Source organism: Mesorhizobium sp. M1338, assembly GCF_040318045.1.
GTDB lineage: Bacteria > Pseudomonadota > Alphaproteobacteria > Rhizobiales > Rhizobiaceae > Mesorhizobium.
In genome coordinates this window covers 210,950-227,243 of the sequence record NZ_JAMYLL010000001.1, presented here as the reverse complement: position 1 = coordinate 227,243, position 16,294 = coordinate 210,950, and the positions used below count along the sequence as shown (strand labels likewise).

The following is a 16,294-nucleotide window of genomic DNA, read 5'->3' as shown; positions in this document are numbered from 1 at the left end:
GATGGCCGCCTGGAAACAGATAGTTTTTGCGCTTGTGGTGCTGGTGGTGGCGGCATCCGCCTGGCTGCGCTTTTATCCGGGCGCTCACGACGTGCTGGCAGGCTGGGGCATTGACTGGGCTTATGCGGCAACGTCTCCGGCTGAAAGCGGCGCCGTCAACGCGAAGCAGGCAATCGGCCGCGGTGGTGGCAACCAGCGGGTGAACGTGGTTGCCCTGGCGGCCACTTCGGCTGTTATCAACGACCGCTTGCAGGCGATCGGTACCGGCCGTGCCAATGCCTCGGTGACCGTCAATCCCTACAGTTCCGGCCGCCTCGCCGAGTTGCTGGTCGAATCCGGCAGCCATGTCGACAAGGGACAAATCATCGCCACCCTCGATTCCGAGACCGAAATGATCGCCCAGGACCGCGCCAAGCTCGCCTTGCAGGATGCGCAGGCCAAGCTTGACCGCGTCAAGTCGCTGCGCGCCTCCAACGCCGCGACACCGGTTGCCGTGGCCGACGCCGAAGTGGTGTTGGCGGGCGCCAAGCTGGCGCTTCAGGACGCGGAACTTGCACTCCAGCGTCGGTCGATTCTGGCACCGATTGCCGGCACCGTCGGCATCCTGCCGATCTCCGCCGGCAATTATGTGACCAACCAGTCGGCAATCGCCACGCTCGACGACCGCTCCAGCATTCTGGTCGATTTCCTGGTACCGGAGCGTTTCGCCGCCGCTGTGAAGGTCGGCGCGCAATTGACGGCGACGCCGATCGCCAATCCCAGCAATGCCTATACCGGAACGGTTTCGGCCATAGACAATCACATCGATGAGAAGAGCCGCACCCTTCTGGTCAAAGCCAAGATCGCCAATCCGGCCGATTCCCTGCGCGCCGGCATGTCGTTCGGCATCACCATGAAATTCCCGGGACAGACCTATCCGGCCATCAGCCCGCTGGCGATCCTGTGGGGTTCGGACGGCGCCTATGTCTGGCGGATCGCGGACGGCAAGGCCAGGCGGGTCCCGGTGCGCATCATCCAGCGCAACACCGAGACCGTGCTGATCGACGCGGAGATCGACAGCGGCGACATGGTGGTCACCGAAGGCACTCAGAGCGTCAGCGAGGGCGGCGCGGTCCGCGTTGCCGGCGAAGAGCAGCGTGCCGTGGAGGCGGCCGAGGGCTCATGACCGGCACCATCAACACCGCCAGCGATACCGGCTTCACCGCGCTGTTCATCCGCAGGCCGGTCATGGCCTTCGTTCTGAACACCCTCATCGCCGTTGCTGGCCTTGCCGCCTTCTATGGCGTCGAGATCCGTGAACTGCCTGACGTCGATCGCGCGGTCGTTACTGTTTCCACCGCCTTCGAAGGGGCGGCGGCAGAAACCGTCGACCGCGAATTGACCGACACGATCGAGGGCGCCGTCGCCCGCGTCTCCGGCGTCAAGTCGATCTCGTCTTCTTCCTCGTTCGGTTCGAGCCGCGTCACCATCGAGTTCAACGACGGTGTCGATCTCGACGTCGCCGCCTCGGACGTGCGTGATGCCGTCGGCCGCGTCGCCAACCAGATGCCGGACACCGCCGATCCGCCGCGCATCGTCAAGGCCGATGCCAATTCCGAACCGGTGATGCGATTGGCGGTGACCTCGGACAATATGTCGATCCAGGACATGACAGTGGTGGTCCAGGACCAGATCGAGGACGAGCTGGCCGCCGTGCCCGGCGTTGCCGACGTCCAGGTCTATGGCGACCGCGACAAGATCTTCCGCATCGATGTCGACCAGAACAAGCTTGCCAGCCTCGGCTTCACGGTGGCCGACCTCAGGGCGGCGCTTGCCTCTGTCGCCTTCGATTCACCCGCTGGTTCGATCACCACGACCAATCAGGACCTGATCGTCCGCACGACCGCCGACGTGACCACGCCGGAAGAGTTCGAAAACATCATCATCGGCGGCACGACGCGCATCCGCGACGTTGCCACCGTCACGCTCGGCCCCGATGTCGGCCAGACCGCGCTGCGTTCGGATGGCAAGACCGGTATTGGCATCGGCATCATCCGCCAGGCGGAATCGAACACGCTGGACATCTCGACCGGTGTCCAGGCCGCCGTCGCCAAATTGCAGGAAAACCTGCCCAAGGGCATGTCGATCAAGATCACCAGCGACGACGCGGTCTTCGTCAACGGCGCGGTGCACGAGGTCGAGATCGCGCTCGGCCTGTCGGTGACCATGGTGCTGATCGTCATCTATGTGTTTCTGCTCGACTGGCGCGCGACGCTGATCCCGGGACTATCGATGCCGGTTGCCATGATCGGCACCATCGCCGCCATCTATCTGGCTGGCTTCTCGGTCAACATCCTGACCCTGCTCGCCCTGGTGCTGGCGACCGGACTGGTCGTCGACGACGCCATCGTCGTGCTGGAGAACATCGTGCGACGGCGCAATGAAGGCATGGGGCCCCGCGCAGCCGCCGTGCTCGGCGCGCAGGAGGTGTTCTTCGCCGTCATTGCCACCACCTTGACGCTCGTCGCCGTCTTCGTGCCGATCTCGTTCCTGCCCGGCCAGACCGGCGGTCTGTTTCGCGAATTCGGCTTCGTGCTTGCCATGTCGGTGCTTCTGTCCTGCGTGGTGGCGCTGACGCTGTGCCCGATGCTCGCTTCGCGTATGCTGACCAGCGCATCGCTCCACCACGAAGGCGGTCACGGCGTCGGCGCCCGCATCGGCGGCGTGCTCAATACTGCCTACAAGCGCGGCCTGCACGCCTGCCTCGATGCGCCATGGATCGTGCTTCTGGTCGCGGTGCTGTTTGCCGGCACCGCCTTCACGCTGTTCGGCACCATACGCCAGGAACTGACGCCGACCGAGGATCGCGCCGCCGTGCTGCTGCGCGTCAGCGCCCCGCAGGGCGTCAGCCTCGACTACACCACCCAGCAGATGCAGAAGATCGAGAAACTGATCCAGCCGATGCGCGATTCCGGCGAGATCCGCAGCACTTTCGAGAATGCCGGCCAGAACGGCTCCTATAACTCAGGCTTCATGGTGATGACGCTGGCACCGTGGAACGAGCGCAGCCGCAGCCAGCAGGAGATCATGGCCGAGATCAGCCGGTTGACCAGACAGGTGCCGAGTGTGCGCATCTTCCCGGTGCAGCCCAACAGCCTCGGCATCCGCGGCGCCGGCAACGGCCTGCAGTTCGCGCTGGTCGGCAACGACCGCAAGGCACTCGGCGACGCAGCGGTGAAGATCATCGCCGAGATGCAGAAGGATCCGCGCTTCCAGACCCCGCGCCTGTCGATCGACCCGACGCAGCCGCAGCTGGCGGTGGCCATCGACCGCGAGCGCGCCTCCGACCTCGGCATCGACATCACTGGGCTGGCCAACACCTTGCAGGCCATGCTCGACGGCAACGACGTCGCCGACGTCTACATCGCCGACCGCAGCTATGGTGTGAAGCTGGTCTCGACCACCAATCCGATCAACGACCCGACCGATTTGGAAAACATCTTCCTGAAAACCGCCGACGGACGCTTCGTGCCGATGTCGACCATCGCCACGCTGACCGAGCGCGCCGTGCCGCCATCGCTGTCGCGTGAGCAGCAGCAGCCTTCGGTGGCCATCACATCCAACCTCACTGGCGACTTCGCTCTTGGCGATGCGCTCACCCGCGCCGAGGAAATCGCCACGCCGCTGCTGCCTGCGGGCAGCCGCATACTGCCGCTGGCCGAGGCCGCGACGCTGGGCGAGACCAACAGCGCCATGGTCACCATCTTCGGCTTCGCGCTGGTTATCATCCTTTTGGTGCTGGCCGCCCAGTTCGAAAGCTTCGTCAGCGCCGTCATCATCATGGCGACGGTGCCGCTCGGTCTCGCCTGCGCCATCTTCGCGCTGCTGCTCTCGGGCACCAGCCTCAACGCTTACAGCCAGATCGGCCTGGTGCTGCTGGTCGGAGTCATGGCCAAGAACGGCATCCTGATCGTCGAATTCGCCAACCAGCTGTGTGATCGTGGGCTTGGCGTGCGCGAAGCGATCGAGCAGGCCTCGATCATCCGCGTGCGGCCGGTGATGATGACGATGATCTGCACCGTGCTCGGCGGCTTGCCGCTGGTGCTGGCGAGCGGCGCCGGTGCCGAGGCGCGCGTCGCACTCGGCTGGGTCATCGTCGGCGGACTGGGCCTTGCCACCGTCTCGACGCTGTTCCTGACGCCGGTCGCCTATCTCCTGCTTGGCCGCTTCGTCACCCCGAAGACCCATGAGCAAGCCCGGCTGAAGCGCGAACTCGAGGAAGCCGCCTACACCAAAGTGGAGCCGGCCGAGTAGAGACATTCCAGCAAAAGTGAGGGCGGTTTCCGCCGCTATTTCAGCAACCGGCCTTCGATCGACCAGCGCGCGGCGAGGAAATTCAGCACCGCCGCCACGACGACACCGCCGATCTTGGCCGGCCAAACTCCGACAGTCGTTGCGAACAGCGCGATCGAAAGGCTGGAGACGCCGAGCGAGATCAGTCCCCCCAGGGAGGCGAAGCGAAGGAACGCGTCATGCAGCCGGATGGCTCGATTGCGCTCGAACGACCAGAAACCGTTCGCCGCGAAAGAGAAGGTGACGGCGATGAACCACGCGGCGATGTTGGCCGGCAGCGGCGAAACCCCGAGCTTGAGCAGCAGGAAGAAGCTGGCAAGGTCGATGGCCGTGTTCGCAAGTCCGACAATGGCAAAGCGGACGATCTTGTTGCCGGTCGAACGCTGGGGCCGCTCGGCGTCGCTCATCCCTTGCCATCCATGATTGCGACACCGGCGCGGGTCAGGCTGGCACCGAACGCATCCGACGCCAGGGCCGCGAATTCGACCTCGCGCACGCCTTGCATCGTGTCGCGCGCGCGCAGCGTCGCGTCGACATGGCCGGGATGGCACATGAACAGCCCTCGTTCCGGCAATGCCTCGACGGCGGCTTGCAGCACGGAAGCGAATTTTTCGGGTTGCCGCCAGTCATAGATGCCGGTGAGCGGCTTAAAAAGGGTGAAGCCGGCGCGCTGCATCGACCGATTGAAGCCGACAGCGAGCGCGGCGATCGCCGCGACTTTCGGCGCCGAGGCGAATTGGCCGGTCAGTGCCGGAGCGCCGCGCAGCGCCGGCCTGTCGCTTCCTTCGCCAAGGCGCGCGCGCAGCCATGTGCGCACGACGGGAAGGAAATGCACATGCTGATGCCCGTCGACGAAATCGGGGCGACGCCCCAGCGCCTCGATGAAGCGGCCGTACTGGGCGTCGAGCTCGGCATGGACATCGCGCTCGGCAATGTGGCCGCGCAGGACAGGCAATGCCAACGAGCGAAGTGGCGGCAGCCGGCCTTCCGGCGCCAGGCTCGACCGGCCGGTGATCGCAGGCTGGTCGGTCAAGGTGAGATGCAGCCCGACCGCGACATGGCCACAGAAAGGCTTTATGTGCGCCGCCTCCGCTTCCCATTCCGGAAAGCCAGTCATGCAGCTGGTTCCGGTCAGCCGCCCGCGATCGAGAAGGTCGAGAATCCCGGCGGAGACGCCGGGCGCCAGGCCGTAGTCGTCGGCGATCAGGCGGATGCGGCGCGTCATCTGTCGCTAGCGCCCTGCTCCGGCCTGTCGGCGGAGATCTCGCTGCGCACGACATCGCGCACGAGATAGACCGGCCGATCCTTGCTCTCGCTGAGCGTGACCCAGACATATTCGCCGATCAGGCCAAGCAGGGTCAGGTTGAGGCCGCCGAGCAGCACGACAGCGACCAGAAGGCTGGGGTAGCCGGGAACGGCAATGCCGTAGAAAATCACCTCGAAGAACACTTTGGCGCCGTAGACCGCGCCGCCCAATGCCGCGAGCAGCCCGCTGAGGCTGATCAGGCGCAGCGGAATGACGGAGAACGAGGTGAAACCTTCGAGCGAGAAGGCGATCAGGTTGAGCCGGCTCCATTTCGACGTGCCGCTGGCGCGGCCCTCCGGCGAATAGGGCAACGCCTTCTGGCGGAAGCCCGCCCAGGCAAACAGGCCCTTGTTGAAGCGTCGCTTGTCGCGCAAGCTGGTCAGCGCGCGCGCCACGGCAGCGCGCATGACGCGGAAGTCGCCGGCATTTTCAGGAATGTCGAAACGCTGGCTGCTGTTGATCAGGCTGTAGAAAAGCCGGGCCAGCTGGCTGCGCCGCCAGCTCGCCTCGCGGCGGTCGTTCTGCGCATAGACGACATCGACATCAGGATGTTCCACCAGCTCGGTGATCAGCTTCAGGCTGATGTCCAGGGAATGCTGGAGGTCGGCGTCCATGATCAGCACCATGTCGCCGCGCGACCGATCGAGGCCGGCGAGCACAGCGACCTCCTTGCCGAAATTGCGGCTGAGGCGAACGAGCTCCCACGACCCCGTCAGCGCCTGCGAAAACCGCCCAGCGCCATCGTCACGGCTGCCGTCATCAACCAGGATCTTGTGCACGGTCATGCCGAAGCGCTGTGCCACGGCCGATTCGAGCTCGCCGAGCAGGCGTGCGAAGGCCGATGCCGATGGCGCCTCGTTGAAGAACGGCGCCACGATGTCGAGTGTCGACCGCAACTCAGCCATTTGCGACCCCTGCATTCACCACCTTTACCCGCGCACTGGCCCAGAACCACCAGATCAGCGAACCCGCGATGAACGTAACCGCGATCGGCCGAAACCAGGGGTAGAGGAAATCGTGCACATGGCGATCGACGCCGGTCAGTCCGGCCGCGAACAGCACCGTCGACAACACCGAGGCCAGAACGCCACCGCGTTCTTCGCGCCACAACAGGGCGATGGCGAGACCGGCGGGCACCGCGATCATCGCATAGGTGTTGGGCTCGACGCGCGGGTTGAAGACGCACATGTAGAAAGTGGCCGTTAGGAAGATCGCCAACCCCGCCGGTCCGCGTTCAAGCTTGCGGTCGAACCAGATGACAGCCGAAAGCGTAAACAGAGCCATGACCATGCGTATGACCGTTGCGCCGAATTCCGGAATCGGCAGCCCTATCCTGGTGAACGGCGCCGTGAAATCGGAGGGTATGAAATGGCTGGTGTTGTCGATGGCCATCGAAGTCAGCATCTGGGCGAAGACACGATACTGATCGTTGAGGTAGCCGGCGGGAGCGAAAGCGTAGGGCAGCGCGAGCACGAACAGCACCGCCAGCGCCAGCACCGGTATCAAACGGAGCCGAAGGGCTCCCACCAACAACAGCATGATGATCGCGGTCGGCTTGGCGATGACGGCAAGCGAAGCCCAGAAGAAGGTCTCCGCGCGCCGCCCGTCAAGCGCCGACAGGGTGAGAAGCCAGCAGGCCCCGGTGAGCAGGATTGTCGCCTGGCCGTTACGGATCGCCCCCGCCGCCATCGGCAAAGCGAGGAAAAGACCGAAAGAAAGCAGCCACGTCAGTTCGCCGCCGCCGAGCTTGCGCACCTGCCGCATCGCGGCGTAGGTCAGCACGGCAAAGCCAAGCGTGTGCCACACCACGCCGCCCAAATGCGAACCGAGTTTGACTATCGGAATATAGAGCGCGGCAAAGGCCGGCGCGTAGAGATACCCCATCTCGGACTGGGTGTCGTAGAGCGGCAGACCGGCCAGAAGGGCCTCGCTGCCGTCCAGATAAGCCTGCCATACCGTCCGCGTGTGGGGTGACCACAGGACCATGGCGAGAACGACCAGAAATGTTCCGACCCAGAGGCTGAACCCCAAACGGTCGAAGACCGGCTTGGATATCGTCATCAAATCACCCCACACTATCCCGGAACAGGCCCAGTCCGGCACCGTCCCGGCATTCGATGGCGGCGGCATATCACGGACAAAGCGGCGTGGCATAGGGGGCTGAAAGACGCGGATAGCCGCCTGACGATCCGGGCGGCGGCCAGATACCGACATCCTTGCGGCCGTCGAAAGTCCTCTGAAGGCTTCATGTCCAAGCTTCTCGCGTCTCTCGAATGGAGCTAAGGCCGAATGAACACCTTGCCATTGGGCCTGGCCAGTTCCTCCGGCAGCCGCGACATCGCCTCGGCGAGCGGCACCACCGCCGTCACGTCGGTCGACCATCGCCCGTCGGAAAAACGCTTCTGCGCTTCAAGGATCGCCGAGCCGCGGCGGTCGCGGAACTGGCGCATCCACTCGCTCAGCCAAAAACCTTCGATATGCTTGTGCTGGAAGATCAGCTGGCCGGGTTCGCGGATAACAGTGGCTTCGGGATCGAGCCGCCCATAGATGATCCAGCGCGAACGCTTCGGCATGGCGTCGAAGATGGCGGAGGCCAGCGGCCCGGTCACCGCGTCGAGGAAGATGCGCGGCTGTTCGGCCTTCATCACCTCGCGCAGCGACGTCTTGAAATCCGGCGCCTTTTCGTTGAGGACATGCGCCGCGCCAAGTTCTTTCAGCGAAGCGATCTGGTCGTCGCGGCGCACGGTGACGATCGGTCGGAATCCCTCTTCCCTGGCCAGCCCGATGATCAGCTTGCAGAGCTGGCTGGCGCCGGCGGTCATGACGAAGCCCTTTTCGCCTTCCTGTTTGACGATGTCGAACATGGCGAGTGCGGTGAGCGGGTTGACGATCATCGCCGCGCCGTCCTCGTCGCGGACGGTGTCGAGCAGCGGGATGCAGACCGCCGCCTCGGCGACGGCATAGTCGGCCCATGAGCCCCAGTTGGTGACACCGGTGGTAAAGGCGACGCGCTTGCCGATCAGGCTTTTGGGATAGGGCTCGTCACCGCTGGCGACGACGGTGCCGACACCCTCGAAGCCGGCCGGCTGGCCCTTGGCGCGCGGCTGGCCATACTGGCCCTTGATGAAGGCGACATCGGACGGATTGATCGAGGCGAGGCTGACCTTGATCAGCACCTGCGTCGGTCCGGGTGTCGGCACCGCGATGCTGCCCGGCTCGAGATAGGGCTCCATCGCCTCCAGCATACTGCCGCTCGGCGTCCTGGTGTAGCCGTCGCCGACCAGCAGCAGCGCCTTCATTTCGGAGGGGACGGTCATCGCAACACTCCTTGCCTGGACCTGTCGGCTTGCCGGATGACGATGCCGGCGTTCAGACCTTTTCCTGCGTGTATTTCTTCAGCTCCGTCCGCGCCACCTGCCGGCGATGCACGGCATCAGGCCCGTCGGCAAGGCGCAATGTCCGCAGGTGCGTCCACGACCGCGCCAGCGGCGTGTCCTGGCTGATGCCTTGCGCGCCGAACATCTGCACCGCCTCGTCGGTGACCTTGAGAGCGACGCGCGGCGCTACCACCTTGATCTGGCTGATCCAGGGAGCTGCGGCCCGCGCATCGCCCTGGTCGATCATCCAGGCCGCCTTGAGGCAGAGCAGGCGGGCCATCTCGATCTCCATGCGGCATTCCGCGATGATGTCGAAATTGGCACCGAGCTTTGCCAGGGGCTGGCCGAAGGCCTCGCGGCGCACGGAACGCTGGCACAGCATTTCCAGCGCCATCTCGGCCTGGCCGATGGCGCGCATGCAGTGATGGATGCGGCCAGGGCCGAGCCGCCCCTGCGCGATCTCGAAACCCCTGCCCTCGCCGAGGATCAGGTTCGATGCCGGCACCCGCACATCGTCGAAGCGAAGATGCATATGGCCATGCGGCGCGTCGTCGTCGCCATAGACCTGCATGGCGCGGACCTTGGTCACGCCCTTTGTGCCCGATGGCACCAGGATCATCGAATGGCGGCGATGCCGCGGCTCGCTGTCATCGCCGGTCCGGACCATGACGATGTAGATGGCGCAGCGCGGATCGCCGGCGCCGGACGCCCACCATTTCTCGCCGTTGAGCACATAGTCGTCGCCGTGCCGCTCGCAGCGCATGGCGATGTTAGTGGCGTCGGACGAGGCGATGTCCGGCTCGGTCATCAGATAGGCCGAGCGGATCGTGCCCTCGAGCAGCGGCTCAAGCCACGCCTTCTTGTGGTCCGCCGAGCCGTAGCGTTCCAGCACCTCCATATTGCCGGTGTCGGGCGCCGAGCAGTTGAAGGTTTCCGCGCCGAGATGCGCCTTGCCCATCTCCTCGGCCAGATAGGCGTATTCGACCGTGGAAAGGCCGTAACCGCGCTCCGAGCCGGTCAGCCAGAAATTCCACAGGCCGCGCTCTCTTGCGGTCTTCTTCAGCCCTTCGAGGATCTCGCTCTGGCGCGCCGTATAGACCCAGCGGTCGCCTTCCTTGCCCACTTCGCCGAGAAACTCCTTGTCAAGCGGCATGATCTCCTCGCGCACCATGGCCGCGACGCGCGCGTGTATCGGCTTCAGCCGCTCGGTCATGCCGAGATTCATGTCCGTCATCGGTCGCTAACCCTTCATGCATGCCAGGCATTTGTCAGTGGCAAGGATGACCGTACTTCGGATAGCCTTGTCAACGCGAACTGTTTGCCCGCATGCCGAGCGCGGAGGATTGTGATGAGCTATCTGGACGAGCTGTTTTCGGTGGCCGGCAAGATCGCGCTGGTCACGGGTGCCGCGACCGGCATCGGCCGCATGGCGGCGACCGCGCTGGTGCGGGCCGGCGCCAGCGTGATGATCGCTTCGCGCAAGGGCGAGGACTGCATCAAGGTCGCCGAAGAACTGAACGGTCTTGGCGCCTCGGGCCGGGCGGAAGGCTTCGCCGGCGATGTCTCCAGCGAGGCCGGCATTGCCGCGCTCGTCGCCGAGGTCAAGGCGCGGACCGATCGCCTGAACATCCTGGTCAACAATGCCGGCGTTTCCTGGGGTGCGCCGCTGGAGAGCTTTCCCTATTCGGCTTGGGCCAAGGTGCTCGGCGTCAATGTCACCGCGGTCTTCCATCTGACGCGTGAATTGCTGCCGCTGCTCGATGCCGCCGCCAGCGACGCCGATCCGGCTAGGGTGATCAACCTCGGTTCGGTGATGGGCACGCAGCCGCTGGCCGACGACGCCTATTCCTACACGGCCTCGAAGGCCGCGGTTCACCATTTGACACGCACCCTGGCGCTGGAGTTCGCCGCCCGACGCATCACCGTCAACGCTTTCGCCCCCGGGCCGTTCCAGAGCCGCATGACGGCGTTTGCCACCGGCACGGATGAACAGGCCAGACATGTCGGCAATCATGTTCCGATCGGCCGTATCGGCGCACCGGATGACATTGCCGGCGCAACGCTCTATTTGTGCAGCCGTGCCGGCAGCTATGTCACCGGCGCCATCCTGCCGATCGACGGCGGGCAGTCGGTGCAGCATGGGCTGACACTGTTCAAGGAATGACATTTTCCGGCCACAGAAGCCGGAGGTGAACTGGAGGACATGAGTTTGGAACCGATCAGTCTCGATGTGCTTCTGGCCAATATCGGCAAGGAGGTTGGCGTGTCGCCGTGGCGGGTGGTCACGCAACGCATGATCGACCAGTTCGCCGACGCCACCGACGACCACCAGTTCATCCACTGCGACCCGGAGCGGGCCATGCGCGAGACTCCGTTCGGCGGCACCATCGCGCACGGCTTCCTGTCGCTGTCGCTGTTGTCGGCAATGACCTTCGAGACAATGCCGCCGCTGGAAAACAGCAAGATGGGCGTCAACCACGGCTTCGATTCGCTGCGCTTCCTGGCACCGGTGAAGACCGGCGCGCGCATTCGCACCCGTTTCGTGCTGGCCGACGTCAAGGTCAGGCCGTCGGGCTGGGTGCAGACGGCGCACGACGTGACGATCGAGATCGAAGGCTCGAAGAAACCGGCGCTGACCGCGCGCTGGCTAACGCTGACCTTGATCGAACGTCAGCCAGAGACGGCATGAACGATCCGAACGTCCTCGACCAGGCGGCGCTCGCGCCTTACCTCGAGGCCAACATACCGGGCTTTTCCGGGCTTGCCGCAATCGAAAAGTTCAAATCCGGCCAATCGAACCCGACCTATCTGCTGACGGCGGCAAGCGGCCGTTACGTGCTGCGCGCCAAGCCGCCGGGGCAGTTGTTGAAATCGGCGCATCAGGTCGACCGCGAATTCAGGGTGATGAAGGCGCTTGCCGGCACCGCCGTGCCAGTGCCTCGGATGCTGCATCTTTCCGACGAAGACTCGCCGATCGGACGTATGTTCTACGTGATGGATTTCGTCGACGGCCGCATTTTCTGGGATCCGGCGCTGCCGGAGGCTCGCGATAACGATGAACGCGCCGCCATCTACGATGCCCTGAACGATACCCTCGCCGCGCTGCACGACGTCGATGTCGAGGCCGTGGGTCTCGGTGATTTCGGCCGGCCCGGCAACTACTTCGAGCGTCAGCTGGCGCGCTGGACCAGCCAGTACCGCGCCTCGGAAACCGGCACCGTCGCCGACATGGACCGGCTGATTGCCTGGCTGGAGACGCGCATGCCGGAAGATGACGGCCGCGTCTCGCTGGTGCATGGCGACTACCGGCTGGACAATCTGATCTTCGCGCCGGACCGGCCAAAGGTTCTGGCTGTGCTCGACTGGGAACTGTCGACATCAGGCCACCCCTTCGCCGATATCGCCTACCAGTGCATGCAATGGCGCCTGCCGCATAGCTCGGGCTTTCGCGGCCTGGGCGGTGTCGATCGTGCCGCACTCGGCCTGCCGCTGGAAGAGGAATATGTCGCCGCCTACTGCCGGCGGCGCGGGCTTACCGGCATCGGCAACTGGACCTTCTTCCTCGCTTTCTCCTTCTTCCGGCTGGCTGCGATCTGCCAGGGCGTCTTCAAGCGGGCGCTGGACGGCAACGCCTCTAATCCGGAAAAGGCGAGAACCTATGGCGAGGCGGCAAAACTGCTTTCGCATCTCGCCGCCAAACTGATCGACAAGGAGGCGTGATGATGGGCCGCTTCGAGGGAGCAACAAAGCTGATCACGGGTGCTGCCGTCGGGCTTGGCCGGGCGCCGCGAAAGGCTTTGCCACTGAGGGCGCCCGGATGGTGCTGTCGGACATCGACGAGCGTCGGCGCCATCTGGAGCTTTGTCGTTTGGGGAACTTCCCGTGCCCTTGTCCGTTTCCGTACAGCGTATATAATTCAGCCAGGCACCAACCCAAACAAAGGCACCAGATCTTGCCGCCGAGCGTCCAGACACGCCGCGAGAAACAAAAGGCCGAACTGCGCTCCGAACTGGTCGAGGCCGCGCACAAGCTCGTCCAGGAAGAAGGCTATGAAGGCCTGACCATCCGCAAATTGGCCAAGCGGGTCGGCTATGCCCCGATGTCGGTCTATTCCTACTTCGCCGACAAACAGGACATCCTGTTTGCGCTGGCGGAAGATGCGTTCGAGACGCTTGCCCGACGCATCGAGGAGCATTCGTCCGACGATCCGATCGAGGCGTTGCAGGCGGTCATGACGGAATATGCCGCCTTCGGGCTCGGCAATCCGAACGAATACCGCACGGTGTTCATGACCGAGAAGACCAAGCTGCCGGAAGGCAGGAGCTACGAGGACATGGAAGAGAGCAACCCGGCGATGAACGCGCTGATCAGCAGGGTCGAGGCCTGCGTCGCCGCCGGCAAGTTGCAGGGCGATCCACGCGCCATCGCCACCATGCTGTGGGCGGTCGGCCATGGCACGATCTCGCTGCTCATCACCTTTCCGTTCTACCCCTTCGGCGATCCGCAGGCTTTCGTGAAGCGGATGTGCGATTTCACGCTTGCCACGCTCAGCACGCAAAATGTGCCACCGCTGACCGGGACACCGGTCAACCGCTGAACGTCAGTACCTTTCGTTTCCATATTTCTCTCCGCCAGCCAAAGCGGGGTGAATTTCTTGGTTAACAAAAAATTTATCGTACGCGTACGGTTTCGCCTTGAACTTCGGGATCGACGGGCGTATCTGTACAGTGCATCGTACATGTACGAAAGAAGTTCACCGTAAGGTACGAATTGAATTCGACCTCAGAAAACGGAGACTGACTATGAAAAAGACACTCCTCACCCTCGCGCTGGCACTTTCGGGCTCGGCCTTCGCCGCCAGCGCCACCCACCCGGTCAAGCATGCGTCCGCCGCGACCTGCGTAGACACGAAGACCAACGTGAAGCTCGATTGCGCCTCGACCGGCTCGGTCGAGAAGAAGGGCACCACGGAAAACACCGCTGAAGGCAAAGGCCCGCGGCTCGGCATCAGCATCGACCCGTGGATCGTGCCGAGCTCGTTCTGATATTTGCGGGAAATCACTTCTGGCCGGCATAAGCCGGCCAGCTTCAGGCGATCGATACCGGCAGCCTTGCCGCTGAACTCTCGAAGGCGGCGTCGATCAGCTTCTGCATATCGGCGGCGCGCCGGAACGATGGATCGCCATTCCGGCCAGCATCCAGTGCATCGGCAAAGCGCCTGGCGTTGCGTTTGACATCGGGCAGCGCCAGCGTTTGCCAGCGCTGAAGATCGACATCCCCACCCAGGCAGGCGGACAGGTTCGATACCTTGCCGTCGGTCTCGACCTTAATAGCGCCCTTGATGCCGTGCAGGGCCAGCGACAGATCGTTGGCATGACCGGTCGTGTAGCGGCTCGCCACGATCGTGGCGAGCGCACCGGAGCTCAGCCGCGCCGTCATCGCGACGCTGTCATTGGCATCCAGCACATAGTCGCCGATGCGCTCACCCTCGGCCTTCGGAAACGTCACCAGATCGGCATGCAGACTGACGATATCCTGGTCGGCGCCATAGGTGGCGAAATCCAGGATATGAATACCGACATCGCCGAGCACGCCTGTCGAGCCATGCCGGCTCGACAGGCGCCACAGCCATTTGTCCTCGACCCGCCAGTCGCCCCATGATTTGCTGACCAGCCAGCTCTGCCGGTAGCTCGCCTCGACATGGCGCAACTCGCCGATCTCGCCGGCCTGCACCATGCGCCGTGCTTCCTGGATCGCCGGTGAGTTGCGATAGGTCAGGTTGACCATGTTGACCACCCCGGCTGCCTCGGCCGCTTCGGTCATTGCCAGCGCATCGGCGTGGTTCGGTGCCAGCGGCTTTTCGCAAAACACATGCTTGCCCTCGGCAAGCAGCGCAAGCGTCGTCGCCATATGCGCACCATCCGGCGTCGCGTTGATGGCGGCATCGAACTGACCCCAGGCGACCGCCGCTTCCAGACTCTCGAAGAAATCGCCGATCTTGCTGGCGGCGGCAAACGCGGCCGCGCGGCCGGGCACCTGGTCGACGCAAGCGACGATGCCGCAGCCCGGAATCCCGGCGAACTCCTCGACATGATGCCCGGCGATGCCGCCTGTGCCGAGCAAGAGAATTCGATGCATCAGTTCAGGCCCCCAACCCCTCACGCCCCAATCAACTCAGGCCTCAACTAAGGCCCTTGTCGCCATCGGCATGCAGACGCAGGCCCTTCTGGACGATCTTCTCCTTTGCCGCATCCGTCGGCACGTTCGGCGCATTGGTGATGCCGGACCATGCCGGCGCCGGGTTGTGCGCCCAGTGCACCGCATTGCGCAGCACCTGCTGCACGCCCTCATTGTGATAGATCGGATAGGTCTCGTGGCCGGGCGAGAAGTAGAAGATCCTGCCGGCGCCGCGCTGATAGGTCAGCCCGGACCGGAACACCTCGCCGCCCTCGTACCAGGAGACGAACACCGTCTCGAGTGGCTCCGGCACCGCGAACGGTTCGCCATACATTTCCGTCTCGCCGATCTCGAGGCACTCGCCTATGCCTTGCGCGATCGGGTGGCCGCGGTTGATCGCCCAGACGCGCTCGCGCTCGCCCGCCTCGCGCCATTTCAACGAACAGGGCGTGCCCATCAGCCGCTTGAAGATCTTCGAGTAGTGGCCGGAATGGAGCACGATCAGCCCCATGCCTTCCCACACACGCTTCTGCACCCGCTCGACGATCTCGTCCTTGACCTCGCCATGCGCCGCATGGCCCCACCACAACAGAACGTCGGTGGCCGCCAGGCGTTTCTCGCTCAAGCCATGTGCGGGCTCCTGCAAGGTGGCGGTGGTCGCCTCGATGCCCTTGTCTCGGTTCAGCGCAGCGGCAATGGTGCCATGCATCCCCAAGGGATAGAGGTCGCGCACGGCGGCATTGGTCTGCTCGTGGACGTTCTCGCCCCAGACGATTGCTTTTGTCGGCATTTTCATCTCCCAAAGCGCTTTAAATAGCATGTCCAATGGGATTGAGAAGGTCCGGTTCGATCTGGCCCGATGGAAATTACGTCTTGCGCCTCTTGCGCCCGGCAACGGTCTTGGGCTTGCCCGGTCTTGCGGGAGAGCCTGGAATGGCCGTGCTGGTGATCGATATAGGATCGCTGGCCGGGAACGTGTCCTCGAGGCCTTCCTCGAGTTCCTCTTCGGCGCTCGGCGCTTCTTGCCGCTCATGTTCGAGCGAGCGGACGGCCGCGGTTTTCCTGGCTGACTTCGGCGCGGAATTCGTCGGCATCGGCATTC

General features: G+C 64.1%; 16 protein-coding genes. 7 read left to right on the top strand and 9 right to left on the bottom strand.

The window, feature by feature from the left end; translation table 11 throughout:
* Position 1: 1 nt before the first annotated feature.
* Both NKH19_RS01145 and NKH19_RS01140 read left to right on the top strand, forming a co-directional pair.
* Entirely contained in the window at positions 2 to 1,165 is a 1,164-nt protein-coding gene (locus NKH19_RS01145; RefSeq protein ID WP_352863223.1) for an efflux RND transporter periplasmic adaptor subunit, read from the top strand.
* Entirely contained in the window at positions 1,162 to 4,293 is a 3,132-nt protein-coding gene (locus NKH19_RS01140; RefSeq protein ID WP_352878872.1) for an efflux RND transporter permease subunit, read from the top strand. Before NKH19_RS01145 ends, NKH19_RS01140 begins: the two co-directional genes overlap by 4 nt.
* Before the next feature lie 35 nt (positions 4,294 to 4,328).
* On the opposite strand, the gene NKH19_RS01135 is transcribed toward NKH19_RS01140, so the two are convergent.
* The 6 genes from NKH19_RS01135 to NKH19_RS01110 form a co-directional block, all read right to left on the bottom strand.
* Complete coding sequence (locus NKH19_RS01135; RefSeq protein WP_352863220.1) at positions 4,329 to 4,739, bottom strand: GtrA family protein; 411 nt, start codon at positions 4,737 to 4,739, stop codon at positions 4,329 to 4,331.
* Positions 4,736 to 5,557 (bottom strand): ChbG/HpnK family deacetylase, encoded by an 822-nt coding sequence (locus NKH19_RS01130; protein ID WP_352863219.1) that lies wholly within the window; start codon positions 5,555 to 5,557, stop codon positions 4,736 to 4,738. The genes NKH19_RS01135 and NKH19_RS01130 overlap by 4 nt, the downstream gene beginning before the upstream one ends.
* Positions 5,554 to 6,543 (bottom strand): glycosyltransferase family 2 protein, encoded by a 990-nt coding sequence (locus NKH19_RS01125; RefSeq protein ID WP_352863217.1) that lies wholly within the window; start codon positions 6,541 to 6,543, stop codon positions 5,554 to 5,556. Before NKH19_RS01125 ends, NKH19_RS01130 begins: the two co-directional genes overlap by 4 nt.
* Positions 6,536 to 7,699 (bottom strand): glycosyltransferase family 87 protein, encoded by a 1,164-nt coding sequence (locus NKH19_RS01120; protein WP_352863216.1) that lies wholly within the window; start codon positions 7,697 to 7,699, stop codon positions 6,536 to 6,538. The genes NKH19_RS01125 and NKH19_RS01120 overlap by 8 nt, the downstream gene beginning before the upstream one ends.
* Before the next feature lie 218 nt (positions 7,700 to 7,917).
* The gene (locus NKH19_RS01115; RefSeq protein ID WP_352863214.1) at positions 7,918 to 8,955 is read right to left on the bottom strand and encodes a zinc-binding dehydrogenase; all 1,038 of its coding nucleotides are present in this window, start codon (positions 8,953 to 8,955) and stop codon (positions 7,918 to 7,920) included.
* 52 nt (positions 8,956 to 9,007) lie between these two features.
* Entirely contained in the window at positions 9,008 to 10,249 is a 1,242-nt protein-coding gene (locus NKH19_RS01110; protein ID WP_352981568.1) for an acyl-CoA dehydrogenase family protein, read from the bottom strand.
* 114 nt (positions 10,250 to 10,363) lie between these two features.
* Between NKH19_RS01110 and NKH19_RS01105 the strand changes: the two genes are divergently transcribed.
* The 5 genes from NKH19_RS01105 (at position 10,364) to NKH19_RS01085 (ending at position 14,060) form a co-directional block, all read left to right on the top strand.
* Positions 10,364 to 11,179 (top strand): SDR family oxidoreductase, encoded by an 816-nt coding sequence (locus NKH19_RS01105; RefSeq protein ID WP_352863211.1) that lies wholly within the window; start codon positions 10,364 to 10,366, stop codon positions 11,177 to 11,179.
* Positions 11,180 to 11,218: 39 nt separating this feature from the next.
* Positions 11,219 to 11,704, top strand: a complete 486-nt coding sequence (locus NKH19_RS01100; RefSeq protein ID WP_352863209.1) for a MaoC family dehydratase — start codon at positions 11,219 to 11,221, stop codon at positions 11,702 to 11,704.
* Complete coding sequence (locus tag NKH19_RS01095) at positions 11,701 to 12,735, top strand: phosphotransferase family protein (protein WP_352981566.1); 1,035 nt, start codon at positions 11,701 to 11,703, stop codon at positions 12,733 to 12,735. Before NKH19_RS01100 ends, NKH19_RS01095 begins: the two co-directional genes overlap by 4 nt.
* A gap of 232 nt (positions 12,736 to 12,967) precedes the next feature.
* Positions 12,968 to 13,612, top strand: a complete 645-nt coding sequence (locus NKH19_RS01090) for a TetR/AcrR family transcriptional regulator (RefSeq protein WP_352863207.1) — start codon at positions 12,968 to 12,970, stop codon at positions 13,610 to 13,612.
* A 205-nt stretch (positions 13,613 to 13,817) separates the two neighbouring features.
* Positions 13,818 to 14,060 carry a DUF680 domain-containing protein gene (locus NKH19_RS01085; RefSeq protein ID WP_352863206.1) on the top strand — a complete coding sequence of 81 codons (243 nt, stop codon included), beginning with the start codon at positions 13,818 to 13,820 and terminating at the stop codon, positions 14,058 to 14,060.
* A 43-nt stretch (positions 14,061 to 14,103) separates the two neighbouring features.
* On the opposite strand, the gene NKH19_RS01080 is transcribed toward NKH19_RS01085, so the two are convergent.
* The 3 genes from NKH19_RS01080 to NKH19_RS01070 all read right to left on the bottom strand — a co-directional run bounded on the left by NKH19_RS01080 (position 14,104) and on the right by NKH19_RS01070 (position 16,286).
* Positions 14,104 to 15,153 carry a Gfo/Idh/MocA family protein gene (locus NKH19_RS01080; protein ID WP_352863204.1) on the bottom strand — a complete coding sequence of 350 codons (1,050 nt, stop codon included), beginning with the start codon at positions 15,151 to 15,153 and terminating at the stop codon, positions 14,104 to 14,106.
* Between the two features lie 43 nt (positions 15,154 to 15,196).
* On the bottom strand, positions 15,197 to 15,982 hold the full coding sequence (locus tag NKH19_RS01075; RefSeq protein WP_352981565.1) for a ThuA domain-containing protein: 786 nt from the start codon (positions 15,980 to 15,982) through the stop codon (positions 15,197 to 15,199).
* A gap of 76 nt (positions 15,983 to 16,058) precedes the next feature.
* A complete protein-coding gene (locus tag NKH19_RS01070) occupies positions 16,059 to 16,286 on the bottom strand; it encodes a hypothetical protein (protein WP_352863202.1) in 228 nt (75 codons plus the stop codon).
* Positions 16,287 to 16,294: the final 8 nt, after the last annotated feature.